Origin of the sequence: Campylobacter coli (assembly GCA_039516895.1) — a bacterium.
Classification (GTDB): domain Bacteria; phylum Campylobacterota; class Campylobacteria; order Campylobacterales; family Campylobacteraceae; genus Campylobacter_D; species Campylobacter_D coli_B.
Map to the genome: position 1 here is coordinate 739,728 of CP154437.1, position 25,036 is coordinate 764,763.

Genomic DNA, 25,036 nt, shown 5'->3' on the forward strand with positions numbered 1-25,036 from the left:
CTTAGTGTGAATTTTATAATTCTTGTTTTTTGTTAATTATAAACCAAAATATTTATTGCTTATTTATAATTTAAATTTTTTATTATAAATAACTTTTTTAATATGGGCTTAAATAATGAAAAATATCCATTTTATCGGTTAGGTGGTATAGGAATTTCCGCTTTTGAAAAATTAGTAGGATTAAGCAATACTTTAAATGTAGGAGTAGATAATAAAGTAAGAATAGCTAAAAACTCTCATGAGTTTGTAGGAGAAAACAAAGATATAGAAATAGGTGCAAATCAAAATACTATTATCCATAAAGATGAGATAAGGAATGTGAAGGGAGAAAATAAATTATTAATAGAAAAATCTTTAACCCAAACAATAGAAAAAGAATTTTTCCTTAATGTCCATCAAAATTTATCCGCCCATATACAAGATAACACATCTTTAAAGTCTAATTCCATGCAAACAAAGATAGAAGAGCAATATTCTTTAGAATCAGAAAATTCTACTTTTGACTTTCAAACAGATTGTGAAGTAAAAGCAGGCAATCAAATCCTCCATCAAGTAGGTGATACTCAAATTGTTACCAAGAAAGATTGTGTTATAATTAAAGCAGGTGGAGTAGAAGTGATTATAGATTCTAATGGACTTGTGGTTAAAGGTGGAGAAGTAAAAGCAGAGTAAAGGATAAAAATGAGTGAAACAAACAATAACACAGAAATCAAAGAGCAAGACACCCAAGATGAAATCATTTGGGAAGGAAAAAAGCATATACCTTCGTTTTTGCTTTTTTGGATAACATATATTGTGCTTTTATGTCTTTTTCTTTATTTATTTCCTAGATTATTTAATCCTAGCAAAGAAATAGATTATAAATGGTTTATAGTTTTTTTTACATTTCTTTTAGGCATATATGCATTTGCACGAGCGATCTATAAAATGGCAAATATTAAAAGAATTTATATCACAAAAGAAAAACTTGTGATTGAGTATTATATTAAAAATGATTTGGTTTTTCCTTTAGGAACTTTTTTTATATATTATCGTCAAATTTCATATTCACCTTCTCCAGGACATATAGTGATATACACCTTCGGAGATAAAGTCAAAGAATACCTTGAACCTGGTTTATTCAGTGATGGCGATGATCCAACAAAAGGTTGTTGTGAAAAAATTAATGCCATTATAAAACCTCATGTAATGCCTTATTTATTAAGCTTAAGTGATGAAGAATTTGAAAAAATCATTTCGCATGTAAGCGGTTTTAGCGAAATTGATACTACTTTCCTTAAAGAAGCAATGGAACTCAGAAAAGAGAAAAAAGATGAATGAAAATAATACACAAGGAAATGAAAAATTGATTTTTTTAGAAGTGAAATGATTTGGGAGTTAATAAAGAATATATAAATTTTTAAAAATAATGCTTTTTTATAAAGTTTTAAGAGCTTTTTTATATTTTTATTTTAGTAAAAAAGTGCTAAAATTTAGGCTTTACAATACAAAGGCTTAGATAATGCAAAATATCCATTTTATCGGTATAGGCGGTATAGGAATTTCCGCTTTAGCGAGATTTTTAAAAGAAAAAGGTTTTAACATAAGCGGGAGTGATCTTAAAGAAAGCAAAATCACCAAAGAACTTGAAAAAGAAGGAGTGGAGGTAAAAATTCCACACCATAAAGACAATATTTTGGGCAAGGATTTGGTGATTTATTCTGCTGCTATCAAAGAAGAAAATCCTGAATTTAAATACGCCAAAGAATTAAATATCAAATGTCTTTCACGAAAAGAAGCTTTGCCACTGATTTTAGAAGATAAATGCGTTTTTGCAGTAGCAGGCGCACATGGAAAAAGCACCACTTCAAGCATTTTAGCTTCCTTGATAAATGACGCTTCTGTGATTATCGGGGCGATTTTAAAAGAATTTGGCTCAAATATGATCTATAAAGAAAGCAAAAATTTGATTTTTGAAGCGGATGAAAGTGACAGCTCTTTTTTAAATTCAAATCCTTTTTTAGCTATTGTTACCAATGCAGAAGCAGAGCATTTGGATTATTATGGTAATGAGGTTTGCAGACTTCACAAGGCTTATGATGATTTTTTAGATTTGGCTAAAATTCGCGTGATTAATGCAGAAGATGAGTATTTGAAAGGATATAAACAAGAGGCGATTAAGCTTTATCCGAGTAAAGATATCAAAAATGTTACCATGCATATAGAAAATTTTAAGCCTTTTACAAGCTTTGAGTTGAAAAATTTTGGAAGATTTAGTGTTTTTGGTATGGGGGAGCATATTGCTATCGATGCGGCTTTAGCGATTTTAGCGGCATTAAATTATGAAAATATAGAAAATATCCGCAAGAATTTAAAAAAATACCAAGGCATTAAAAAACGCTTTGATATCTTGCATGCTGATGAAAACTTAGCATTAATCGATGATTATGGACATCACCCAACCGAGATAAAAGCTACTTTAAAAGCTGCTAAGGAATACGCAAAATTAGCAGGATATAAAAAGATCGTAGCTATTTTTGAGCCTCATCGTTATACGCGTTTAGCTGCAAATTTAAATGAATTTGCTAAAGCCTTTGAAGGAGTCGATGAGCTTGTGATTTTACCTGTATATAGTGCAGGAGAAGAAAAGATAGAGCTTGATTTAAAAGCAGTTTTTCCTAAGGCTTTATTTATAGAAGATATCAAAAGAGAGGGAAAGTTTTTAGTCGCTTCTAAAGGGCAAGTTTTTGATGAAGGTTTGATTATAGGTTTTGGTGCGGGAGATATCAGCAATAAATTAAGGCAACAAAATGAGTAAAGTTTTACTTTATGTCTTAATAATCCTCATTTTGGCACTTATCGCATTTTCTTTGCGTAAAAAATTAGGCAAGCATGCTAAAACTTTGTTTGGTGTTTTGCTTGTAGTTTTTATCTTTTTGGCTGTCTTGTTTGAAGTAAGAAATTCACAAAAAAGCCATTTAAGAAATGATATCATCGTTGCTTTTAATCAAAACAAAAATATTTTATGTAAAGATATAAATATCTCTAAAGCTTATTTTAATTACGAATTTGGGACAGGAAGCTTTATATCAAAGGATAATAATCAAAGCTTTAATTCGTTGATTATTGATATTAGAGATTGTAGGTTAAATGATGAATGAGATTAAAGAAGAATTACTTTTAAAACTTGATTTAAATACTTATTTGCATGAATTTAAGTCTTGCTTTGCAAGGGATAAAGAAATTTTTTTACAGGGGGATTCTCACCTTCATTTTAAGCGTATCAATGAGCTTTGCGAGACTGAATTTCCAAATTTGCCCGAGCTTTCAAATTTGGATAAGGCTTTGGTGCATTTAAGCAAACAAGGGGTTTTGCATTTAGATGAGATTTTTGAATTCGTAAAAATTTTTCGCTATTTTGAAAAGATCAAAAAGCTCAATTTGGGCAGCAATTTAAATTCATGGCTTGAAAAGATCGAATTTGTTAATGGAATTTTAGATCTTTGTGAAAAATTTGATGAAAAGGGTGAGTTAAAAGAAAGCTTAGATGAAAGATTGATAAATATCAATACAGCTCTAAGACTTAAAAATGAAGCAGTCATAGCCGAATTTAAAAAATATTGCTACACAAAGTCTTTAATGCCTTATCTAATCGATACTCAAGTGCATCTTATAAACAGCCTTGAAGCCTTGCTTGTAAGAGGGGGCTTTAACCACGCTATAAAAGCTAAAATCATAGGCAGAAGTAGTGGGGGAGGATTTTACATCGTTCCACTTAGTGTTGAAAATTTGCAAAATGACATAGAAAAAATCAAAAATCAAAAAGAAGAGATCTACTATGAATATGCTAAAAATTTCTCTACATTTTTAGCAAAAAATTTAGCTTTTTTAAAATTTATCAACAATGCTTTTGATCTTTTTGATCATTATAGTGCTAGGGTTTTGTTAGCTAAGAGAAAAGACTATGAATTCGTTTTATGTGATAATAGCAATAAAATCATACTTAAAGATTTTGCCCATCCTGCTTTAAAAAATCCTAAAAGTGTGAGTTTGGATTTTAGTAAGCAAGTTTTGATTATCACCGGTGTTAATGCGGGCGGAAAATCCATGCTTTTAAAGTCTTTATTGAGTGCGGCATTTTTAGCCAAACATCTTTTGCCTATGCGGATAAAATCTAGCCAAAGTAAAATAGGCTCTTTTAAGGAATTTGATGCCATTATAGAAGATCCGCAAAATGTTAAAAATGATATTTCAACCTTTGCAGGAAGAATGCTTCATTTTTCTAAGCTTTTTTCTAAAAAAAGCTTGCTTTTGGGTATCGATGAGATAGAGCTTGGGACAGATTTTGAAGAGGCGGCTTGTTTGTATAGTGTGCTTATTTCAAGATTGATAGATAGTGGGCTTAAGATCGTTATCACCACGCACCATAAACGCCTTGCCATGCTTTTAGCAAAAAATGAGCAAGTTGAACTTATCGCCGCCTTGTATGATGAGGAGCTTTCGCGCCCAAAATACGAGTTTTTAAAAGGCACCATAGGAAAATCTTATGCTTTTGAAACAGCTTTGCGTTATCAAATTCCTTCAAATTTAGTCAGTGAAGCTAAAAAACTTTATGGAGAGGATAAAGAAAACTTAGAAGAGCTTGTGGGAAAAAATATCAATTTAGAATTAGAGCTTAAAGCCAAGCTTGAAAGTGTAGAAAAAAAAGAGCAAAAAGTAGATGAAATTTTACTTTCCTTAAAAGATCAAAAAGAAAAAAATGAGCAAGAATTTCGTGATAATCTAAGAAATTTAGAATTTAAATTCCATAAAGCCATAGAAGAGGCTAAAAAAACCATTCATCTTAAAGATACAAAAGAAAAACAAAGAAGCTTAAATAAAGCCAATGAGCTTAAAAAAGAAATCATTCTACCGAGTATGGAACAAAATGAAGAATTGCGCGTGGGTGATTTTGTAAAATATGAAAAAATCAAAGGAAAAATCGTAGCCATCTCCAAAAACGATGCCATGGTTGAAAGCGATGGGATCAAACTTCGCGTGCCTTTAAAACTTCTTAAAAAAAGCGGAGCGATACAGCAAAAAGTAGCAAAAACAAGTATCAGTGTAACAAAGCCTAGTAATCTAAGTGTGAGTTTGGATTTACATGGACTTAGGAGTGATGAGGCTATTGCTAGACTTGATAAATTTATTTCAGATGCTTTGATAGCAGGATTTGACGAGGTTTTAATCTATCATGGCATAGGCACAGGAAAGCTTGCTTTTGCAGTAAGGGAATTTTTAAAAACACATAAGAGTGTAAAAAGTTTTCAAGATGCACCTATTAATCAAGGCGGCTTTGGTGCTAAGGTGGTGAGGTTGTAATAGCTTATGTTAAATTTTAAAAAATTCAAGGCTTAAAATGAAAAACATTATGATACTAAGCGGAGCGGGTTTGTCTGCTCCAAGTGGGCTTAAAACTTTTAGAGATAACGATGGACTTTGGGAAGAGTATGATGTAATGGAGGTTTGTTCTGCTACAGGCTTTAGAAAAAATCCTAAAAAAGTGCTTGATTTTTATGACGCAAGAAGAGTCCAACTTCAAAGTGTAAAGCCAAATTATGCCCATGAAAAAATCGCACAATTAAAAGAAAAATGGGGTAAAAATCTTTTTATCCTTACGCAAAATGTTGATGATTTGCTAGAGCGTGCAGGCTGTAAAGATGTGGTACATTTACATGGTTTTTTACCCGAGCTTCGCTGTTTATCTTGTGATGAAATTTTTAACATAGGCTATGAAAAAATCGTTGATAAACAATGCCCAAAATGTAAAAGCCAAAATTTAAGACACAATATAGTCATGTTTGAAGAGCAGGCTCCTGCTTATGCTACGCTTTATTCTTTGCTTCATCAAACTTCATTATTTATTAGCATAGGCACAAGCGGGGCGGTTTTACCTGTGGGGCAATATGCTTCAATGTGTGAAAAAAGTATTTTAAATATTTATGAAAAAGATGTGAATTTGGAGCGATATTTTGATAAAATCTACACCGAAGATATAATCAGTGCTATAGATAAAATCGCACTGGATATTGAAAATTTTATGAAAGATGGCAATGTTTGATTCTTTTTTAAATGGTTTGTTTTTGGGTTTTGGGGTAAGTGTTCCTTTTGGGCCTATAAATATTTTGATTTTAACCTATGCTTTAAAGGCTTTTAAAAATTCCATAGCGGTGGGCTTGGGTGCATTTAGTGTGGATTTGCTCTATTTGCTTTTATTGCAATTTGGGCTTTTGAATTTCTTGGATAATGTGATTTTTATGCGTGCTTTGGCTATTTTTGGTTTTTGTTTTTTAAGCTATATGGCTTATTTGATGTTAAAAAAGAAAAATGAAGATTTGCATTTAGATCAGCATAAAGATTTTAAAGAAAGTCTTTTAAAAAGCTATGTTAAGGGTATCATTTTAAATGGCTCTAATCCTTATGTGATAGGTTTTTGGCTCAGTGCCACAGGCATAGTTTTAAGCAATCAACACGCTTATTCTACGATATTAGGGCTTGTTGTTGCTATTCTTTTTTGGATAGCTGCTTTAGCTTTTGTTGTCGCAAAATACAGCTATCTTTTTAGTGCAAAGGTGATTCGTATTATCAATATAGTTTCAGCTTTGATTATAGAGTATTTCGCTCTAAATTTATTATATAAAACTTTTATAGGATAGAAAAATGAATGCAAAAGAATTATTGATCGAACTTTTAAAATTTGAGTCCATTACACCCGAAGATGATGGTGCTTTAAATTTCATCGCCTTAGAACTTAGTGATTTTGAAGCTTTTTTTATAGAAAAAGAAGGGATTAAAAATCTTTTGCTTACTAAGAAATTTAACGATGAGGGTGAGCATTTGGCTTTTGGTGGGCATGTAGATGTCGTTCCTGCGGGCGAGGGTTGGAAAAATGATCCTTTTGAGCCTTTGGAAGAAGAAGGTTTTATCTATGCAAGGGGTGCGCAGGATATGAAAAGCGGTGTGGCTGCTTTTATCGATGCTGTAAAGGAAGTTAACTTTAAGGGAGGAAGATTAAGCCTTATTTTAACAAGTGATGAAGAAGGCGAGGCAAAATACGGAACGAAAGCTGTTTTAGAATGGATGAAAGAAAAAAATATGCTACCTGATTATGCTGTGGTTGCTGAACCTACTTGTGTAAAAAAAATGGGCGATAGTATCAAAATAGGGCGTCGTGGTTCTATCAATGGTAAGCTTTTGATACGCGGAAAACAAGGTCATGCAGCTTACCCTGAAAAATGTATCAATCCTGTGCATGATTTCGCACCGGTTTTAAAACTTTTAGCAGGTTTTGATCTTGATCCAGGTAGTGCTGAATTTAGCCCTTCAAAAATCGTTATAACCGATATTCGCGGGGGTATGCAAGTAAGCAATGTCACTCCAAATGATTTAAGACTTATGTTTAATGTTCGCAATTCTCCTGATACAAATTTAGAAGATGTAAGAGCTTATGTTGAAAAAATTTGCCACGGTTTAAATTATGAGCTAGAATTAACACAATCAAGCGAACCTTTTTTAACAAGCATTGATAATAAAATCGTACAAAAAATGAATGAAAGTGTGCAAAAAATCACTCATGAGGTACCAGAGCTTAATACCAAAGGCGGCACAAGTGATGCAAGGTATTTTGCAAAATACGGCGTTAAGGTGGTTGAATTTGGCGTTTGTAATGATAGAATTCACGCTATTGACGAGAGAGTGAGCGTGGAAGAATTTGAAAAACTTTGTCTTGTTTTTAGAGATTTGGTGGAGAATTTTTAAGGGTTTAAAATGATTGAAGAAATTTTAAAAGATAGTGATTATAAGTTAGATCTATTTAGTAAAAAAGCTATTGCTGAATTAGAAACTAAAATTATAACTAAGACAAACAAAAATAATCAAATTATATACTATACTAATTGCCTTGTCCGCGACAAAGAAATTAAACTTACGCCAGAAGAAATCGTACGCCAGCTTTATATTGATAAGCTTTTAAATGAATATGATTATCCAAAAGATATGATAAAAATTGAATTTGGTGTGCATTTTGGACGCGAAGTAAAAAGGGCTGATATTGTGATAATGGATAAAATCCAAATCACAACTCCCTACATCATCATAGAAGTAAAAAAACCAAAATTAAAAGACGGTAAAGAACAATTAAAAAGTTATTGCAATGCTACTGGTGCAACCATGGCTGTATGGTGTAATGGTAAAGAAATTAGCTATTATCACAGAAAAGATCCAAATTATTTTGAAGCTATTCCAAATATCCCAAAAGCCAATCAAACCTTGCCAGAAATTTTAAGAATAGATTTCACCTTTGATGATTTAATCAAGGAAGATATCTTAAAGAATCAAAAAAGAAGTTTGAAAAATTTAATCCTAGAAATGGAAGATGAGGTATTAGCAAATGCTGGAGTCGATGTATTTGAAGAGTGTTTTAAACTTATATTTATAAAACTTTTTGATGAATTAGAAGCCTCTAGAGATAAAACAAAAAATTTAGAGTTTAGAAACTATGGAGAATCAGATTCTGAACTTAAACAAAAAATAGAAAAACTTTTTGATAAAGCAAAGAAAAAATGGGAAGGTGTGTTTAATAATGATGAGAAGATCAAACTTTCTCCTTCGCACCTAAGTGTATGTGTATCATCTTTGCAAAATGTAAAATTGTTCAATTCTAATTTAGAAGTTATTGATGATGCTTTTGAATATCTAGTGAATAAATCTTCAAAAGGTGAAAAAGGGCAATATTTTACTCCGCGTTACGTGATAGATATGTGCGTCAAAATGCTAAATCCCAAAAAAGATGAAAGCATGATAGATACTGCAAGCGGAAGTTGTGGATTTCCGATACATACTTGTTTTTATGTGTGGCGTTCAATCTATAAGGAAAGAGGCATAGAAGCAAGCCATCTTTTTACAGCTCAAGAAAAGATTCCTGAGTGTCAAGACTATGTAAAAGAAAAAGTATTTGGTATAGATTTTGATGAAAAAAGCGTTCGTGTATCAAAAATGCTTAATCTAATTGCAGGTGATGGGCATACAAATGTCTTGTATTTAAATTCCATTGACTTTGATAGATGGGATGAGTGGGTAAAAGATGATGAAGATTGGCAAGATGTGTATTTTGAAGGTTTTAAACGCTTAAAAAATTTAAGAGCTACTAAAAATCAAAATAGAGATTTTAGTTTTGATATTTTAATGGCAAATCCACCTTTTGCAGGAGATATAAAAGAAGGTAGAATTTTAGCCAGATATGAGCTAGGCAAAAAAGAAAATGGCAAACCTCAAAGTAAAGTAGGAAGAGATATTTTATTTATTGAAAGAAATTTAGATATGTTGCGTCCTGGCGGTAGAATGGCTATTGTCTTGCCACAAGGGCGTTTTAATAATTCAAGTGATAAATATATAAGAGAATTTATCGCACAAAAGGCTAGAATCTTAGCAGTTGTAGGACTTCATGGAAATGTCTTTAAACCACACACAGGCACAAAAACCAGTGTATTATTTTTACAAAAATGGGATGATAAATTATGTCCAAAGTGTGAGGACTATAATATCTTCTTTGCTACGATGAGTGAGCCCAGCAAGGATAATTCAGGCGAAAAGATTTATTATCCACTTTTAGATTCTCATGATCATTTAGTAGTAAAACATGATCTATTTCATCCGCATTTAGAAGGAGATGAACCTATAAAACAAAAAGATGAAAGCCAAGAAGATTTTGATAAAAGAATGCAAGAATATACGCTAAATGTGGAAAAATACAAAGACTTGCAAAAAGATGGCATAGCGGAAGCTTTTATTGAATTTGCAAAGAGTGAAAATTTGAGTTTTTGGAGGTTATAATGGCAAGCAATAAATCAATGTTAAGTTCAGATGAAATAACCAATATATTAAAAGAAAAACAAAAAAATATTAAATATGATACAAAAGATTGGTCTATTGAGTTAGTATTAAGCAAATTTCATAAACAGACAGAAAAAAATCAAACTGAAATTAATATACCATTTTATCAAAGAAATTTTGTCTGGAAACCAGATCAAATATCTAAACTTATTGAAACAATTTTATTAGGATTACCATTACCTTTGATTTTTTTAGAGCAAACAGATGATGGATTGCTTGAAGTGATTGATGGATCACAGAGAATAAGAGCTTTGGATAAATTTTTTAACAATGAACATAAATTAAATAAATTAGAAATTTTGGGTGATTTTAATGGTATGAAATTTGAAGATTTTCCACCTTCGATTCAGCGAAAAATGAAAGATAGTTCATTGAGAATTATTGTATTAGAATCCAATGAAGAAGAAAATGCCAAGGATATTGCAAACAAAATATTTGAGCGCATTAATACAAAAGGAACAAATGCTACAGCTATGGAAGTAAGAAAAGGATCAAATTACGGTAAATTTGTTGAATTTATTTATAGTGAATGTTCTACTGAAGAATTTGAAAATATAGCTAAACTTGGAAAAACAGCTTCTTTAAGGGGGTATCAGCAAGAGCTTATTATTAAGTTTTTTGCTTATTATGATTTATATATTAAAAGCAACAAAATAGAATTTAATGAAACTATAAATGCTGTGCTTGAAAATTATATGAAAGAAAAAAATAAGAGTTTTGATGATGATGATAAAAATAAAGATGAGCTTCTAACATTATTTAAAAATGTAATCAAGATTATAGAAAGATGTAAGATTACAGAAAATGATTCTTACAAACTAAGAAAAAAAGATAAGCTTTTGGCGATTATGTTAGCGATTGCGATTTATATTAAAGAGGACCCAAACTATGCCAATAAAACTTTTGATGTTTGGTCTCAAGATTTTATAAACAATTCAAACAACAGTAGTCTAAAAACTCTCAATGATAATATTAAATTAATCTTAAATAATTTAAAGCAATAAAGCTATGGAATCTTGGACAATATATAAAGAACAAAAAAGCTTTTTAAAAGATTTGTTAAAAGATATGGAGGTAATGGATAAAGAAAACAATAACAACTTTTACAATAAATATGCACAATCAATAAAATCAAAGTTTGTGATTATGCTCTATACAATGTTAGAAAGTGTAATTGTACAAAGCTTGCAAGATATTTTTGATCATATTAAACAAAATAAAATCAGTTTTTATGATTTACATGATAATATGAAGAAGATTTATCTCCAAGCAAAAATTAAAAACAAAGAAAGACATTTTAATGCCATTATTGCGAATGATTTAATTGAAGTAATAAAGCAATTGGGCAATGAAATGGTGGAAATCAATTTGAAAAATGATTTTAACAATGAAAACCCCTTTAGTGCTGGATCAATAAATTGTAAAAATATAAAATCTAATATTCTTAATAAAATTATATTAAGTGATATTGATGTTAATAAATTTAATAGGCTTTGTAAAATTGATATTCAAGATACAATTAAAATAAATACTGAAGATAGAAATAAACTAGCACATGGCGAAATTAGTTTTCAAGATTTTGGTAAAAACATAACAATAGAAGGTTTAAAGGAAAGATATTTGAGCATTGTTATATATTTGCACAAATACTTACAAAATATAAAAAAATATATTGCTAATCAAGGATACAAAAATGTATAATCAGACTTTACAGGAAAAATACCCGCATTTAGAAATTAGCGTATTAAAACTTAGTGAAGCTCAAAAGGATAATGAGAGTAAAAGAATAGATTCTGAGTTTTTCAAGAAAGAATATTTTGATGCTATGGAGACCATACAATTAAATCAAGTTGAATATTTGAGTGATAATACGAAATTTAATTCTCGGTATTCGCAACCGAAATATGACGAGACAAGTAAGATGAAAGTTATCAATAGTCAATATATTAGGAATGAATATATTGACTATGAAAATGCAAAAAGTGGGTATGGAAAAATTGTTCCAAAAGAATCTGTATTAATAAATGCAACAGGTATAGGAACTTTAGGTAGAGTGTTTATCAATATACTTGATTTTGATTTTAGTATAGATAGTCATATTAATATTATTGTTGTTAAAAATAAAACATATTTAAACCCTTATTTTTTGACTATTTTTCTGCAAAGTTACTATGGTCAGATTCAAATAATCAGATATTATAGTGGAACTTCCGGGCAAATTGAAATTTATCCTAGAGATTTTAATTATTTTAAAATTCCCATTTTCTCTATGGAATTTCAGTTAGAAATTGAAAAAATGGTAAAAGATTCTCATAAAGCATTAGAAGAAAGCAAAGAGTTGTATAAAAAAGCAGAGGAAATTTTATATAATGAACTAGGACTTGATCCAAAGAATCCATTGCAAAGTTTACTAAATTCTAAAACAAATAATTCTACAAACTCACCAAATATTTCTATACGCACCCTAAAAGAATCTTTTCTAAAAACAGGAAGGTTGGATAGTGAATATTATCAAAGTAAATATGAAGACATAGAAAATTTTATAAAATCTTATTCAAATGGATATGATAGCTTTTTAAACATTATAAACAATAAAGACACAAATTTTACACCTAAAAACAATGAAAATTATAATTACATAGAACTTGCAAATATAGGCAACAATGGTAATATTAACGAGCCAATTAGTGATTTGGGAAAAAATTTACCCACAAGAGCAAGAAGAATAGTAAGCAATGGAGATGTAATTATTTCAAGTATCGAGGGTAGCCTATCAAGCTGTGCTTTGATTACCCAAGAATTTGACAAGCATTTAGTCTCAACAGGGTTTTTTGTATTAAATTCAAAATTATTAAATAGTGAAACTTTGCTTGTAATGTTTAAAAGTCAAATATTTCAAGAATATTTAAAGAAATTTCCAAGCGGAACAATACTTTGCGCTATAAACAAAGAAGAGTTGTCTAAAATTTTTATCCCTAAAATAGATCCTACAACTCAAGAAAAAATTGCAAAATATATACAAGAAAGTTTTAATTTAAGGAAAAAATCTAAACAATTATTAGATAATGCAAAAATTAAAGTAGAAGAGCAAATACAAGGAAAAGTATGATTATTAACGGAGAAAAATTTGAGCTTAAAGAGCTTAAATTTATGGATTTTATCAAAGAAAAGGGTTTTAAAATCGAACTTATCGCCTTAGAATTAAATGGAGAGATTATACCTAAAAGTGAATTTGAAAATTTGATTTTAAAAGAAGACGATAAAGCGGAAATCGTGAGTTTTGTAGGGGGTGGCTGATGAGAATTAAATTCAATGGTAAAGAACTAGATACAGAATTTAGCACCAGTTTGGATTTTTTCAAAAGTGTAAGCAAAAATGAAAATGATGTGTGGATTATCAATGGTTTTGCAACGAAAGAAAATATAAAAATTCACGAAAATGATGAGCTTTTTTGTATAGAAAGAAACACCTTACCTCCAAAAGATGCTCTAGATGCGATGATGAGGGCAAGACACACTCCAAAACTTCACGATAAGCTTAAAAATGGGCGCGTGGCGGTTTGTGGTTTGGGTGGGCTTGGCTCACATATAGCGATAAATTTAGCAAGAAGTGGTGTGGGGTATTTAAAGCTGATTGATTTTGATGTGGTTGAGCCTAGCAATCTTAACCGCCAAGCTTACCGCGTAAGTGATTTGGGAAAATTTAAAACCGAGGCTTTAAAAGAGCAAATCAGTGAAATAAATCCTTATATTAAAACTGAAATTTGCACTTTAAAAATCGATGAAGAGAATTTGCCTGATTTATTTAAAGATATGGATATAGTTTGCGAGGCTTTTGATGGTGCGCTTGCAAAGGCTATGATAGCACAAAATTTTCATAGATTTTATAAAGACACTACTTTAATCTGTGCTTCAGGGCTTGCAGGATATGGCGATAGTAATAGCATACAAACAAGAAAAATCGCTAAAAATTTCTATGTATGTGGGGATTTGGTAAATGGTGCTAAAGTGGGAAATGGACTTATGGCACCGCGTGTAAATATTTGCGCTGGACATCAAAGCAATCTTGTCTTAGAGCTTTTGGCAAATAAGGAGTAAAAAATGCAAGAAAATTTAAAAAATGATAGCTTAAAAATAGGAAAATATGAATTTAAATCAAGATTTATTTTAGGATCAGGAAAGTATTCTTTAGAGCTTATAAAATCAGCCATAGAAGAAGCCAAAGCAGAAATCATCACGCTGGCTTTGCGCCGTGCAAATACGGGTGAGATTGCTAATATACTTGATTATATCCCTAAAAATATAACCCTCTTGCCTAATACTTCCGGAGCTAGAAATGCCGATGAGGCTTTGCGTATCGCAAGACTTTCTAGAGAGCTTGGCTGCGGAGAGCTTATAAAAATAGAGGTTATAGGTGATAGTAAGTATTTGTTGCCTGATAATTATGAAACCATTAAGGCTTGTGAACTTTTAGCAAAAGAAGGCTTTACCCCTTTGCCTTATATGCACGCTGATCTTTATGCAGCTAGAGCTATGCGTGATGCAGGGGCTGCAGCTATCATGCCTTTAGCAGCACCTATTGGGAGTAATAAAGGCTTGTGTGCTAAGGAATTTATACAAATTTTGCTTAATGAGATCGATTTGCCTATCATTGTAGATGCAGGTATTGGAACCCCTGCACAAGCGTGCGAGGCTATGCAAATGGGAGTAAGTGCAGTGATGGCAAATACAGCTATAGCTGAAGCAAAGGATATTGCTTTGATGGCAAAAGCATTTTCTTTGGCTATACAGGCTGGAAGAGCGGGTTATTTAGCAGGTTTAGCAAGCGTGAGCGAGGCTAAGGCTAGTTCTCCATTAACAGGCTTTTTAAGGGATTGATCATGCAAGATTATATGCAGTATTTACCTCATATGCAAGAGTTAAAAAGCGATATTTTATCTAAGGTTTTAGATGAAATTCAAAATTATGATGAAACAAAATACAGCGCTAAAGAAGTGCAAGAGGCTTTAAATGCTACGTATTTGAGTATTGAGAATTTAAAAGCTTTGCTTTCAAGTGCAGCTGAAGATTTTATAGAAGAATTAGCTTTTAAGTCGGCTAAAACCAAGCAAAAATATTTTGGAAATTCTATTTCGCTTTTTACTCCACTTTATTTGTCAAATTATTGTAATTCTAAATGCGTTTATTGCGGTTTTCAAAAAGGAAATAAAATCGCAAGAGCCAAGCTGAGTGAAGATGAAATTCATGAAGAAATGCAAGCTATTGCTAAAACAGGTTTGCAAGAAATTCTAATGCTAACAGGTGAAGGAAGAGAGTTTGCAAGCGTAGAATACATCGCAAAAGCTTGTAAGATAGCTAGGCAGTATTTTAAGGTTGTAGGTGTTGAAATTTATCCTATGAATGAGGATGAGTATAAAATTTTGCATGAAAATGGCTGTGATTATGTAACCATTTTTCAAGAAACTTACAATCCTTTAAAGTATTCTAAAATTCATTTAGGGGGTGAAAAGCGTATTTTTCCTTATCGTTTTAATGGGCAAGAAAGAGCCTTAAGAGCGGGTATGCGAGGAGTAGCTTTTGCAGCACTTTTGGGGATTGATGATTTTAGAAAAGATGCGCTTGCAACAGCTCTTCATGCGTATTTTTTACAAAAGGCTTATCCGCATGCTGAAATTTCTATTTCGGTACCTCGTTTAAGACCTATTATCAATAATGCTAAAATTCACCCTAAAGATGTAAGCGAAAAACGCCTTTTGCAAGTGCTTTGTGCTTATAGACTTTTTTTGCCTTTTGCAGGTATTACTATATCAAGTCGTGAAAGAGTAGGCTTTAGAGATGAGGTTGTAAAACTTGGAGCGACAAAAATGAGCGCAGGAGTAAGCGTGGGTATAGGAGAGCATAAGGGCGATAAAAAAGGTGATGGACAATTTGAAATTTCAGACGATCGAGGTGTGGATGAAATTTTAGCTATGCTTAAAAACTCAAATTTACAAGCTGTGATGAGCGATAGTATTTATGTGGGATAAAAAAATCATTGCTATAAGCGATAGAAAATGTGTCGAGATAGACTTTCTAAAACAAGTAGAAAAGCTTGCTAAATCAGGTATAGATGCTTTTGTGCTTAGAGAGAAGGATTTGAGTGAATTTGAGTATTATGATTTGGCTAAAGAGGTTTTAGCTATTTGCGCTAAACACAAAACAACTTGTTTTTTGCATTTTTTTGATAAGGAGTGCTTAAAGTTAGGGCACCGCTATTTTCATGCGCCACTTGCATTGCTAAGACAAGAGCCAAAGATGAGTAAGTATTTTCATATAATAGGCACTTCGGTACATAGCAAGGAAGAGCTTTTAGAAGCGATGAACTATGGGGTAAATTATGCTTTTGTGGGTCATATTTTTGAGAGTTCTTGCAAGAAAGATTTAGAGCCAAGAGGGCTTGAGTTTTTAAATTCTTTACTTTCTTTTAGTCAAATTCCACTTTATGCTATAGGTGGAATTAATGTACAAAATATTGCAAGTTTTAAAGATATTAATGTAGCTGGTGTTTGTATGCGTGAGGTTTTAATGCGCGAAAAAGATGTGAAAAAATATCTTGTAGAATGCAAAAGAAACTTGCTTTGATGAAGAGTGAAAAATGGAGCAAATTCTTTCTTTGCCACAAGATTTAAAACAATTAAAAGGTGTGGATTATAAAAATTTTAAATCCTGTACTTTTGCAAAATACACGCAAGTAAGTACCTCGCACTCTTCTTTTGTCAATGTAGGCAGTCATCTTTTAACCTTCGTAAGAAAAGGATATAAAATTTTACATACTGCATCAAAAGACTATAAAATAGACTCTTATGAAACCTTATTTTTAAAAGCTGGAAATTATACTTTAAGCAATGTAGGACTTAGTAGTGGTGTTTATGAAGCTTATTTGTTTTTCTTTGACAATGCTTTTTTAATCGAGCTTATTTATAAGTATAAAGATCTTTTTAAGCTAGAGCAAGCAAACGGAGAAAGTGAAATTTTTTGGGTAAAAAATGATAAAATTTTGCAAGGAATTTTAGAGAGTTTCACTCCTCATTTTGATGAGAATACGCAAATCTTAGACCCCATAGTCAGTCTTAAATTTGAAGAGATTTTTTTACATTTACTTTTAAATAAAAATACTTATTTCATAGGCTTTTTAGCTGGAATTTTAAAAGAATTTCGTTTGGATCTTTCACAGCTTTTTGAGTATTGTGGGAGAGAATTTATAAGCGTGAGTGAAATGGCTGATTTTGCGAAGCTTGATTTTGCTACTTTTTCTAGAGAATTTAAAAAATGCTTCGGACAAAGTCCTAAAAAATGGCTAGATGAAAAAAGATTGCAAAAAGCTAAAGTTTTGCTTGAATTTTCTAAAAAAAATGTAAATGAAATAGCCAATGAATGTGCTTTTTCTTCGGTGGCTTGGTTTATCGAGAGATTTAAAGAAAAATACAATCAAACCCCTAAGCAATATCAAAAATCAAAAAACTTGTATTTTTTATCAAAAAACTAGCACACTTTTTCTATCTAAATCAATATAATCAGCATAAATATTTTTAACAAAAGGAGAAAAGTATGAAAAAATATGTTTTAAGCTTAGCACTTGTTGGAGCAAGTTTGCTTGGAGCAAGCGAGTTGAAATATCAAGAATTTGATGGTTTTAAAAGCCCTGAAAGTATTTTTGTAGATAAAAATTCTGTGTATGTATCTAATGTAGGTGAAAAACTTGAGCCTTTAGCAAAAGATAATGATGGTTTTATCTCTAAGCTTGATAAAAATGGTAAAGTGCTTGAGCATAAATTTATAAGCAATCTAAATGCCCCAAAAGGTATGATGGAAGTTGCAAATACACTTTATGTGGTGGATATTGATGTGGTGCGTGGTTTTGATTTAAAAAGCAAAAAGGAAGTGTTTAATTTGCCTATAAAGGGTGCAATTTTTCTAAATGCTATCGAAAAATTAAATGATGATACACTTTTAGTAAGTGATACAGGCACAGGACTTGTTTTAAAAGTGGATTTAAAAGCGAAAAAATATGATGAGTTATTAAAACTTGATATCGCTAAATTTGGCGGTCCTAATGGACTTTATTTAGATAGAAAAAATGATAAGCTTTTTATAGCAGGATATCATCCAGATGGTGCTAGTGGCGGTGTTGTGATGAGTTATGATTTAAAAAATAAGGAACTTAGTGTGATTAAAAATGAAAAAGAAGCTTATGATGGAATCGTTCCTTATGAAAATGCCTTACTTGTAAGTTCTTGGGGTGAAAATTTAAACGGGGTGATTTATCGTTTAGAAGATGATAAAGCATTAAAACTTGACTTACCTTCTATCAAAGGTCCTGCAGATATTTTCATAGAAGGTGATACTTTATGGATTCCTAAGATGGTAGAGGGTAAAATACTTAAAGTAGAACTTAAAAACTAAGGATTTAATGCTTTCTTTTAAAAAAATTTTTTGGTTAAATGTTGCTATTGTCATAATTGTAGCATTTAACCTTAGGGCTCCTATTACTGCGATAGGACCCATGATCGATATTATCCAAGATGAGTATAATCTTAATTCCACTCTCGCAGGTGTGCTTACTAGCCTTCCTTTGATAGCTTTTGGTAGCATTTCTTTTATAGTGGGTTATTTTTCTCCTATTCGTGCGATTATTGTTGGAATTTTTCTTATTTTTATCGCAGAACTTATTCGTTCTTATTTAGGTGTTTATGGCTTATTTTTAGGAATGCTTGGCATAGGTTGTGGTATAGCTATTGCTAATGTGTTATTGCCAAGTTTTATTAAGGAAAAATTTCCTAAAAAAATGGCAAGTATGATGGGAATTTATAGTCTTGTTTTGAGCATTTCTTCTATAGCAGGAATTGCTTTATCTATGCCTTTATTAAATATATTTGATTTAGCGGGTGCTATGGTTTTTTGGTCGGTTTTTTCTTTTATTGCTTTGATGATTTATTATCCTCAAGCTAAAAATGGCCGTTTTTTTCGCACTAAGAAAAAAGAGAGTAAAAAAATCAATCTTTTAAAAAATCCAACCACTTGGAAAATCACTCTTTTTATGGGTTTTCAAAGTTTTTTAGCTTATTCTTTGTTTTTTTGGTATGTGCAAATAATCGTAGAAAAAGGCTATGATAAAGATTTTGCAACCGATATGGTGCTTTTTTCTCAGCTTGTAGCTGCTCCAGTTTCTCTTTTTGGCCCCTTGCTTTTAGGAAAACTTAAAAAGAGTTTGCATACACCTTATATAGCTATATTGTGTGCGATGTATGTGGTATCTTTTGGAATTTTACTTGCATTTGATACTCGGTTTATGATTATACTTGCTGCATTTATTGTAGGGTTTCCTTGGGGTGGTGTTTTTGGCATCGCTTTGCTCTTTATTGCTCAAAAAAGTTCTAATGCAAAAATAGCTGCAAGGCTTTCAGCTTTTGCTCAAGGATTTGGATATTTAATCGCAGCACAAGGGCAATGGATCATAGGGATTTTCCATGATATGTTTGGGAATTTTACAAGCTCTATTTGTATACTTTTTATTGTGGGCATACTTGTTAATATTTTTGGATATCTAGCTTATAAAAGCAAGGTTATTTCATAGTTTCTAATGCTTTTTCAAGCAAAATATCCGCACCATTTTTTTGCGCCATATCTTTAAGTCTTGTAGAAATATCTTCTAAATTTAGCTTCAGTATGGCTTTTAAAATTTCATCAGAATAGGTATTATTTTGCATAAAAATTTGACATAAGGCTTTATCTTGTAAAAATTTAGCATTAAAATACTGATGATTTTTAGCAGCGTGAGGGTAGGGTATGAAAATACTTGGTAGGGTATTGGCACAAAGTTCAAAAAGCGTACTTGCACCCGCTCGCGAAATAGCCAAATCTGCATTTTGCATTTTTTCTTCTAAATGGGGACTAAAGTCAAATACATCAGCTTGTATATTTAAGTCTTTATAAGCTTGTTGATACTTTTCAAGCTCGTTTTTTCCACATTGATGAATGATACCAATTCCTTTTTTTTGAAGTTCTGGAGCTAGGTTTAAGGCTAAGTCGTTTATAAATTTAGCTCCTTGGGATCCACCTAGAAAAATGATATTTTTTAATTCTTTGCGAATTCTTGCTTTGTCGAAAAATTTATCTGCTACAGGGTAGGGTACGATTTCTTTTTCAAAAGCACTATAAAATTGCTTAGCAAAAGGCTTTAAAAGTTTATTTAAAGAACCGCTTTTTGAATTTTGTTCATGGATAAATAAAGGCAAGTGTGAAAACAAAGCAGCAAAAGAAGCAGGAGCAGCACTGTATCCTCCTACGCTAAAAATCGCTTTGATATCATAATCTTTAAAGATTTGTTTGCATTCTTTGCTAAGCTTGAGTGTGTGGAGCAAGGAATTGATTTTTCCAAGTTTGCTTTGGTTAACAACCCCACGAGAGCTTAAAAAGAATTTCGCTTTAAAACGAGTTTCGTTTTCAAACCAAGCTCTATCTTGACCATTTTGACTTCCTATATAAACGCAATCTATATTTTTTTTAATCGCACTTTCTAATAAACATCGCACAATGGCTAGGTGCCCACCCGTTCCACCACCTGTTAGAACTATTGTCATAACTTAACCTTTTTTGAAATCATTAAAACATATCCAATTCCTATGCAAATTGCCCACATTGAACTTCCCCCATAGCTTAAAAGAGGTACTGCAACCCCTTTTAAAGGTGTAAGAGAAATGATACCAAAAGCATTCATAAAGAATGAAAAGAGTAAAAGCAAAGCAATGCCTGAACAAAATATAAAATCTTGTTTTTCTTCGCATCTTCCTGCGATTCTAAAAATTCTTAAAATCATCCAAAGATAGATAAAGCAAATAACCCCCAAGCCAAAAAGCCCTATTTCTTCTGTGATGCCTGAAAGAACGAAGTCAGTATGCACCTCGCTTAAAAAGCCAAGTTTAAAAGTACCTAGTCCAAGTCCTTCGCCAAACATTCCCCCATGGGCTATGGCGTTTAAGGAGTGTGAAATTTGATAAGGCTCACTATTGCCACTTACTCTTAAAGCATCTGCCATCCAATCAGGAAGCATAGGCAAGAAAGCATCTTGGATATTGCCCCACCAAGAAGCTATCCTTTGGATACGCCTTTGGTTGCTAAAAATTACCATTATTCCTATCATCATGATGATTAAAATTCCAAAAGCAAAAAGTCTTTTACTCGCACCTGCAAAAAAAGCTAGAGCTAAAATTAAAAAGAAAGATATAACGCTTTGCCCTAAGTCATTTTGCGTGATATAGATGTAACCTATTACAATCGAAGCTAAAATACAATAAGGCAAAAGAATCAAAACTTCATGCTTAATTGCTTTTTTGCTATCATCAATGCGTCTTGTATAGCTCCAAGCTAAAAAATAAATCAGTCCTATTTTAAAAAATTCCACAGGTGAAATAGAAAGAGGTCCTAAACGAATCCAACGCTTTGCACCCCCACTAGCAGTTGCTAAGGCAGAGGGTAAAAAAGGTAAGATAATAATACATATAAAAGAGCCTATAAGTATAGCTAGGATAATTCTTTTGGCAAGTATTTTATCAGGATCAAGGCGAGAGATAAAAAACATGATTAATATACCGCTAAGCCCAAAAAAGAGTTGGCGTATAAAAAAGTGAAATTCACTATAATCAAAAAAAAGTACAGTAAAAACAGTAAGAGAATATGAAAATACTATACCTATGCTTATCAAAATACAGCTTAAATAAAATAATTTTTTATCGGCAATCATGTAAAATTGTAATTTTTCTTTCGGAATAATTTAAAAGTTTATTATAACTAAAATAAATTAAATTTTTTGCTAAGTTTTTGTAAGGATATTTTGCTAGAATATGAGATATGTAAATAAAATTTATAAAGGCAAATTATGGTACAAATTCATAAGATTCTTATAGCAAATCGTGCTGAAATAGCTGTCCGTGTAATCCGTGCTTGTAGGGATTTACATATTAAAAGTGTTGCGGTTTTTACAGAGCCTGATCGTGAGTGTTTGCATGTGAAAATTGCTGATGAGGCTTATCGCATAGGTACAGATGCTATAAGGGGTTATTTGGATGTAGGAAGAATTATAGAAATCGCTAAGGCTTGTGGAGCTGATGCTATACATCCTGGTTATGGATTTTTAAGTGAGAATTATGATTTTGCTAAAGCTTGCGAGGAAGCAGGAATTATTTTTATAGGTCCAAAATCTGAAGTTATTCATAAAATGGGAAATAAAAACATAGCCCGTAAATTAATGGCTCAAAATGGAATTCCTATCGTTCCAGGAACAGAAAAATTAAATACTTACAGTATGGATGAAATCAAAGTATTTGCAGAGAAGATAGGCTATCCTGTGATTTTAAAAGCTTCAGGAGGCGGCGGAGGAAGAGGAATTCGTGTCGTTCATAAAGAAGAAGAATTAGAAAATGCTTTTGATTCTTGTAAAAGAGAAGCATTGACTTATTTTAATAATGATGAAGTGTTTATGGAAAAATATGTAGTCAATCCTCGCCATATAGAATTTCAAATTTTAGGGGATAATTATGGAAATATTATCCATCTTTGCGAAAGGGATTGTTCTATTCAAAGAAGACATCAAAAAGTGATTGAAATCGCACCTTGTCCTGGAATTTCAGATAATCTAAGAAAAACTATGGGTGTTACTGCTGTGGCTGCTGCTAAGGCTGTTGGATATACTAATGCGGGAACGATAGAATTTTTGCTTGATGATTATAACCGTTTTTATTTTATGGAAATGAATACGAGAATTCAAGTAGAACACCCTGTAACTGAAGAAATCACAGGAGTGGATTTAATCGTGCGTCAAATTCGTATCGCAGGTGGGGAAATTTTAGATTTAGAACAAAGTGATATCAAGCCAAGAGGTTTTGCTATAGAAGCAAGGATTACGGCTGAAAATGTATGGAAAAATTTCATTCCAAGTCCGGGTAAGATAGGGGAGTATTATCCAGCACTTGGGCCATCTGTAAGGGTGGATAGCCATATTTATAAAGATTATACTGTACCTCCTTATTATGATTCTATGCTTGCAAAATTAATCATAAAAGCTACAAGTTATGATTTAGCGGTAAATAAACTTGAAAGAGCTTTGAAAGAATTTATCATAGATATTAGAACAACCATACCATTTTTGATTGCGATTACTAAAACAAGAGAATTTAGAAGAGGGTATTTTGATACTTCTTTTATAGAAACACATATGCAAGAATTATTAGAAAATACTGAAGATCGCCATCAGGATAACAAAGAAGAAGTTATTGCTGCAATCGCGGCTACTTTGAAGAAAATACGCGAAAGTAGAGAATAATGGATTTTTTTGACAGTCTAAAGAGCATAAAAAAAGAAATGCAAACGCATTCTAAGGAACAAAAAAGCCCTAAAAATTCAAATAAAAAGGATATGAGCCATTTCAATAAAGAGATAAAAACACAGCCACAAGAGATGAGCTTGGATAAAGAAATGCAAGAGGTTTTTTTAAAACAAGAAAAATTGCAGGATGAGTTTTTGGAATTTATTAAAAATGCAGATATTAAGAAAATTTAATGCTAGAGATTGGTTTTTGTACTCTTGAAGATGAGTGTCCTTATCTAAAAGATAGGCGCTCTAGGATAGAGTACAAATATATAGAAAATTGTTCCAAGGAAATTAATAGCAAGCTCATCAGGCGTGGTTGGCGTCGTTTTGGTAGGTATTTTTCTCGCCCTATTTGCAAGGATTGTAAAGAGTGTTTAAGTCTTAGAATTTTGGCAGATGAGTATAAATTTTCACGCAGTGAAAGAAGAGTGATCAATAAAAATGCAAATACCAAGATTATGCTAAGAAAACCTTTGCTAAGTAATGAGCATTTGTTTTTATATGATAAATATCACCGTTTTATGGAAGAGAAAAGAACTTGGAAAAGATACGATTTAAATTTCAGACAATATTATAATCTTTATATTGATGGATTTATGAATTTTGGCTATGAGCTTGCTTTTTATGTAGAGGATAAGCTTGTTTGTGTGGATTTGATTGATAGACTTGAAGATGGAATTTCTAGTATTTATTGTTTTTATGATCCAGAATTTTCTCATCTTTCTTTAGGTAAATTTTCTCTACTTAATGAAATAGAGATAGCCAAGAAAGAAAAATTAAAATATATTTATTTAGGATATTTTGTAAAAAAGTGTCAATCTTTATCGTATAAAGCCGATTATACACCCAATGAAATTTTAAAAGGCACAAGAGAGCTTTTTGAGAATGAGATTTTATGGGAGAGATGAGATGCAGATCGTGCAAACTTTAGAAACTATCAATGTTAATACCGATGATATTAATGTTTTTCAGTATTTTAAAGACTTGATTACCAAAAATTTCACAAAGGTGGTAGGGCGTAAAAATAAGATTTTTTCTTTTTTTGAAGAGAATGAAATTCCACAACGCCGTTATTTTTTAAAAGTTTTAGATCAAAAGTATCGCAAAAGTTCTAACGAAAGCATAGAAAATTTAAAAGATGCGCATTTTAAAACCTTTAGGCTTAATTTTGAACAAAACAATGTGCTTAAACCCATGTTGTTTATCAAGGTTGATTTTGCTGGGGATAAGATTTTAATGAAGCTCAGTTCAAATGAAAAACTTTTTGTTACCTATATGAAAAACTATTTTAAAGAGCATTGTATAGAATACAATGAAATGACTCGTATATTGATCTTAGATTATAAAAATGAAAGCACTTTTGAATTTTTTGAAGCTTTTGCTGATGAGAGTGAGCATTTAAAATATTGTGTTAATTTTGAAGTTGATCGTCAAGAGTATAAAAATTTTCGTCAAAATATTCATAATAAAGAAAATATGAAATGGAAATTTAATGCCCTAGCCAAACTCTTTAGTAATTATTTTAATACCTTAGAATGTACCCCACAAAACGATCTTAGCGAGATTAGACATAAATATTTGATTATGGTAAAGCTTTATCATCCTGATTTTTATCAAGGCAAAAGTGCCATAGAGCAAGCTTATGCAAGAGAACAATTTGAAAAAATACAAATTGCTTATGATAATTTAAAAGCTCTTTATAAAAACAATACCTAAAAGACTTT

General features: G+C 31.5%; 26 protein-coding genes and 1 pseudogene. 25 read left to right on the forward strand and 2 right to left on the reverse strand.

The window, feature by feature from the left end:
• Window positions 1-102: 102 nt before the first annotated feature.
• The 21 genes and pseudogenes from AAID94_03650 (at window position 103) to AAID94_03750 (ending at window position 19,521) form a co-directional block, all read left to right on the forward strand.
• A complete protein-coding gene (locus AAID94_03650; GenBank protein ID XAK24624.1) occupies window positions 103-672 on the forward strand; it encodes a hypothetical protein in 570 nt (189 codons plus the stop codon).
• Between the two features lie 9 nt (window positions 673-681).
• Window positions 682-879 (forward strand): annotated as a pseudogene (locus AAID94_03655) (hypothetical protein).
• Window positions 880-927: 48 nt separating this feature from the next.
• Window positions 928-1,320, forward strand: coding sequence for a hypothetical protein (locus AAID94_03660; GenBank protein ID XAK24771.1), 393 nt, complete (start codon window positions 928-930; stop codon window positions 1,318-1,320).
• Window positions 1,321-1,498: 178 nt separating this feature from the next.
• Window positions 1,499-2,797, forward strand: coding sequence for a UDP-N-acetylmuramate--L-alanine ligase (gene murC, locus AAID94_03665; GenBank protein XAK24772.1), 1,299 nt, complete (start codon window positions 1,499-1,501; stop codon window positions 2,795-2,797).
• Window positions 2,790-3,140: a hypothetical protein gene (locus AAID94_03670; protein XAK24625.1), complete on the forward strand. Its 351-nt coding sequence runs from the start codon at window positions 2,790-2,792 to the stop codon at window positions 3,138-3,140. The genes murC and AAID94_03670 overlap by 8 nt, the downstream gene beginning before the upstream one ends.
• Complete coding sequence (locus AAID94_03675; protein XAK24626.1) at window positions 3,130-5,340, forward strand: endonuclease MutS2; 2,211 nt, start codon at window positions 3,130-3,132, stop codon at window positions 5,338-5,340. The genes AAID94_03670 and AAID94_03675 overlap by 11 nt, the downstream gene beginning before the upstream one ends.
• Before the next feature lie 37 nt (window positions 5,341-5,377).
• Window positions 5,378-6,079: an NAD-dependent deacetylase gene (locus AAID94_03680; GenBank protein XAK24627.1), complete on the forward strand. Its 702-nt coding sequence runs from the start codon at window positions 5,378-5,380 to the stop codon at window positions 6,077-6,079.
• Window positions 6,072-6,674, forward strand: a complete 603-nt coding sequence (locus tag AAID94_03685; protein ID XAK24628.1) for a LysE family transporter — start codon at window positions 6,072-6,074, stop codon at window positions 6,672-6,674. Before AAID94_03680 ends, AAID94_03685 begins: the two co-directional genes overlap by 8 nt.
• 4 nt (window positions 6,675-6,678) lie before the next feature.
• A complete protein-coding gene (dapE, locus tag AAID94_03690) occupies window positions 6,679-7,776 on the forward strand; it encodes a succinyl-diaminopimelate desuccinylase (GenBank protein XAK24629.1) in 1,098 nt (365 codons plus the stop codon).
• Between the two features lie 9 nt (window positions 7,777-7,785).
• On the forward strand, window positions 7,786-9,849 hold the full coding sequence (locus AAID94_03695) for an N-6 DNA methylase (protein XAK24630.1): 2,064 nt from the start codon (window positions 7,786-7,788) through the stop codon (window positions 9,847-9,849).
• Window positions 9,849-10,913, forward strand: coding sequence for a DUF262 domain-containing protein (locus AAID94_03700; GenBank protein XAK24631.1), 1,065 nt, complete (start codon window positions 9,849-9,851; stop codon window positions 10,911-10,913). Before AAID94_03695 ends, AAID94_03700 begins: the two co-directional genes overlap by 1 nt.
• 4 nt (window positions 10,914-10,917) lie before the next feature.
• Window positions 10,918-11,610 carry an MAE_28990/MAE_18760 family HEPN-like nuclease gene (locus tag AAID94_03705; protein ID XAK24632.1) on the forward strand — a complete coding sequence of 231 codons (693 nt, stop codon included), beginning with the start codon at window positions 10,918-10,920 and terminating at the stop codon, window positions 11,608-11,610.
• The gene (locus tag AAID94_03710) at window positions 11,603-13,018 is read left to right on the forward strand and encodes a restriction endonuclease subunit S (GenBank protein ID XAK24633.1); all 1,416 of its coding nucleotides are present in this window, start codon (window positions 11,603-11,605) and stop codon (window positions 13,016-13,018) included. Before AAID94_03705 ends, AAID94_03710 begins: the two co-directional genes overlap by 8 nt.
• Entirely contained in the window at window positions 13,015-13,206 is a 192-nt protein-coding gene (gene thiS / locus AAID94_03715; GenBank protein XAK24634.1) for a sulfur carrier protein ThiS, read from the forward strand. Before AAID94_03710 ends, thiS begins: the two co-directional genes overlap by 4 nt.
• Window positions 13,203-14,006 carry a thiamine biosynthesis protein ThiF gene (gene thiF, locus AAID94_03720; protein XAK24773.1) on the forward strand — a complete coding sequence of 268 codons (804 nt, stop codon included), beginning with the start codon at window positions 13,203-13,205 and terminating at the stop codon, window positions 14,004-14,006. The genes thiS and thiF overlap by 4 nt, the downstream gene beginning before the upstream one ends.
• Window positions 14,007-14,009: 3 nt before the next feature.
• Complete coding sequence (locus tag AAID94_03725) at window positions 14,010-14,786, forward strand: thiazole synthase (protein ID XAK24635.1); 777 nt, start codon at window positions 14,010-14,012, stop codon at window positions 14,784-14,786.
• A 2-nt stretch (window positions 14,787-14,788) separates the two neighbouring features.
• On the forward strand, window positions 14,789-15,934 hold the full coding sequence (gene thiH / locus AAID94_03730) for a 2-iminoacetate synthase ThiH (GenBank protein ID XAK24636.1): 1,146 nt from the start codon (window positions 14,789-14,791) through the stop codon (window positions 15,932-15,934).
• Complete coding sequence (locus tag AAID94_03735; protein XAK24637.1) at window positions 15,924-16,529, forward strand: thiamine phosphate synthase; 606 nt, start codon at window positions 15,924-15,926, stop codon at window positions 16,527-16,529. The genes thiH and AAID94_03735 overlap by 11 nt, the downstream gene beginning before the upstream one ends.
• A 13-nt stretch (window positions 16,530-16,542) precedes the next feature.
• A complete protein-coding gene (locus AAID94_03740) occupies window positions 16,543-17,433 on the forward strand; it encodes an AraC family transcriptional regulator (protein ID XAK24638.1) in 891 nt (296 codons plus the stop codon).
• A 62-nt stretch (window positions 17,434-17,495) separates the two neighbouring features.
• Window positions 17,496-18,350, forward strand: coding sequence for an ATP-binding protein (locus AAID94_03745; GenBank protein ID XAK24639.1), 855 nt, complete (start codon window positions 17,496-17,498; stop codon window positions 18,348-18,350).
• Window positions 18,351-18,357: 7 nt separating this feature from the next.
• On the forward strand, window positions 18,358-19,521 hold the full coding sequence (locus AAID94_03750; GenBank protein XAK24640.1) for a CynX/NimT family MFS transporter: 1,164 nt from the start codon (window positions 18,358-18,360) through the stop codon (window positions 19,519-19,521).
• Here AAID94_03750 and murG read toward each other — a convergent pair.
• Both murG and ftsW read right to left on the reverse strand, forming a co-directional pair.
• Window positions 19,511-20,527 carry an undecaprenyldiphospho-muramoylpentapeptide beta-N-acetylglucosaminyltransferase gene (gene murG, locus AAID94_03755; protein ID XAK24641.1) on the reverse strand — a complete coding sequence of 339 codons (1,017 nt, stop codon included), beginning with the start codon at window positions 20,525-20,527 and terminating at the stop codon, window positions 19,511-19,513. The two genes, AAID94_03750 and murG, sit on opposite strands and share 11 nt — an antisense overlap.
• A complete protein-coding gene (gene ftsW, locus AAID94_03760) occupies window positions 20,524-21,687 on the reverse strand; it encodes a putative lipid II flippase FtsW (GenBank protein ID XAK24642.1) in 1,164 nt (387 codons plus the stop codon). The genes murG and ftsW overlap by 4 nt, the downstream gene beginning before the upstream one ends.
• Window positions 21,688-21,822: 135 nt before the next feature.
• On the opposite strand from ftsW, the gene AAID94_03765 reads away from it, so the two are divergent.
• The 4 genes from AAID94_03765 to AAID94_03780 are packed head-to-tail and all read left to right on the forward strand — an operon-like array spanning window position 21,823 to window position 25,028.
• Window positions 21,823-23,265 (forward strand): acetyl-CoA carboxylase subunit A, encoded by a 1,443-nt coding sequence (locus AAID94_03765; GenBank protein XAK24643.1) that lies wholly within the window; start codon window positions 21,823-21,825, stop codon window positions 23,263-23,265.
• On the forward strand, window positions 23,265-23,501 hold the full coding sequence (locus AAID94_03770; GenBank protein XAK24644.1) for a hypothetical protein: 237 nt from the start codon (window positions 23,265-23,267) through the stop codon (window positions 23,499-23,501). Before AAID94_03765 ends, AAID94_03770 begins: the two co-directional genes overlap by 1 nt.
• A complete protein-coding gene (locus tag AAID94_03775) occupies window positions 23,501-24,220 on the forward strand; it encodes an arginyltransferase (GenBank protein ID XAK24645.1) in 720 nt (239 codons plus the stop codon). Before AAID94_03770 ends, AAID94_03775 begins: the two co-directional genes overlap by 1 nt.
• Before the next feature lies 1 nt (window position 24,221).
• On the forward strand, window positions 24,222-25,028 hold the full coding sequence (locus AAID94_03780; protein XAK24774.1) for an adenylosuccinate lyase: 807 nt from the start codon (window positions 24,222-24,224) through the stop codon (window positions 25,026-25,028).
• Window positions 25,029-25,036: the final 8 nt, after the last annotated feature.

Coding starts and splice junctions, on each gene's coding strand:
- dapE (XAK24629.1), top strand. CDS start 6,679: ATGAATGCAAAAGAATTATTGATCGAACTTTTAAAATTTGAGTCCATT.
- thiH (XAK24636.1), top strand. CDS start 14,789: ATGCAAGATTATATGCAGTATTTACCTCATATGCAAGAGTTAAAAAGC.
- AAID94_03775 (XAK24645.1), top strand. CDS start 23,501: ATGCTAGAGATTGGTTTTTGTACTCTTGAAGATGAGTGTCCTTATCTA.
- AAID94_03750 (XAK24640.1), top strand. CDS start 18,358: ATGCTTTCTTTTAAAAAAATTTTTTGGTTAAATGTTGCTATTGTCATA.
- AAID94_03745 (XAK24639.1), top strand. CDS start 17,496: ATGAAAAAATATGTTTTAAGCTTAGCACTTGTTGGAGCAAGTTTGCTT.
- AAID94_03695 (XAK24630.1), top strand. CDS start 7,786: ATGATTGAAGAAATTTTAAAAGATAGTGATTATAAGTTAGATCTATTT.
- thiS (XAK24634.1), top strand. CDS start 13,015: ATGATTATTAACGGAGAAAAATTTGAGCTTAAAGAGCTTAAATTTATG.
- AAID94_03675 (XAK24626.1), top strand. CDS start 3,130: ATGATGAATGAGATTAAAGAAGAATTACTTTTAAAACTTGATTTAAAT.
- AAID94_03705 (XAK24632.1), top strand. CDS start 10,918: ATGGAATCTTGGACAATATATAAAGAACAAAAAAGCTTTTTAAAAGAT.
- AAID94_03780 (XAK24774.1), top strand. CDS start 24,222: ATGCAGATCGTGCAAACTTTAGAAACTATCAATGTTAATACCGATGAT.
- AAID94_03770 (XAK24644.1), top strand. CDS start 23,265: ATGGATTTTTTTGACAGTCTAAAGAGCATAAAAAAAGAAATGCAAACG.
- murG (XAK24641.1), bottom strand. CDS start 20,527: ATGACAATAGTTCTAACAGGTGGTGGAACGGGTGGGCACCTAGCCATT.
- AAID94_03700 (XAK24631.1), top strand. CDS start 9,849: ATGGCAAGCAATAAATCAATGTTAAGTTCAGATGAAATAACCAATATA.
- AAID94_03710 (XAK24633.1), top strand. CDS start 11,603: ATGTATAATCAGACTTTACAGGAAAAATACCCGCATTTAGAAATTAGC.
- AAID94_03660 (XAK24771.1), top strand. CDS start 928: ATGGCAAATATTAAAAGAATTTATATCACAAAAGAAAAACTTGTGATT.
- AAID94_03735 (XAK24637.1), top strand. CDS start 15,924: ATGTGGGATAAAAAAATCATTGCTATAAGCGATAGAAAATGTGTCGAG.
- ftsW (XAK24642.1), bottom strand. CDS start 21,687: ATGATTGCCGATAAAAAATTATTTTATTTAAGCTGTATTTTGATAAGC.
- AAID94_03765 (XAK24643.1), top strand. CDS start 21,823: ATGGTACAAATTCATAAGATTCTTATAGCAAATCGTGCTGAAATAGCT.
- AAID94_03650 (XAK24624.1), top strand. CDS start 103: ATGGGCTTAAATAATGAAAAATATCCATTTTATCGGTTAGGTGGTATA.
- AAID94_03740 (XAK24638.1), top strand. CDS start 16,543: ATGGAGCAAATTCTTTCTTTGCCACAAGATTTAAAACAATTAAAAGGT.
- AAID94_03725 (XAK24635.1), top strand. CDS start 14,010: ATGCAAGAAAATTTAAAAAATGATAGCTTAAAAATAGGAAAATATGAA.
- AAID94_03685 (XAK24628.1), top strand. CDS start 6,072: ATGTTTGATTCTTTTTTAAATGGTTTGTTTTTGGGTTTTGGGGTAAGT.
- AAID94_03670 (XAK24625.1), top strand. CDS start 2,790: ATGAGTAAAGTTTTACTTTATGTCTTAATAATCCTCATTTTGGCACTT.
- AAID94_03680 (XAK24627.1), top strand. CDS start 5,378: ATGAAAAACATTATGATACTAAGCGGAGCGGGTTTGTCTGCTCCAAGT.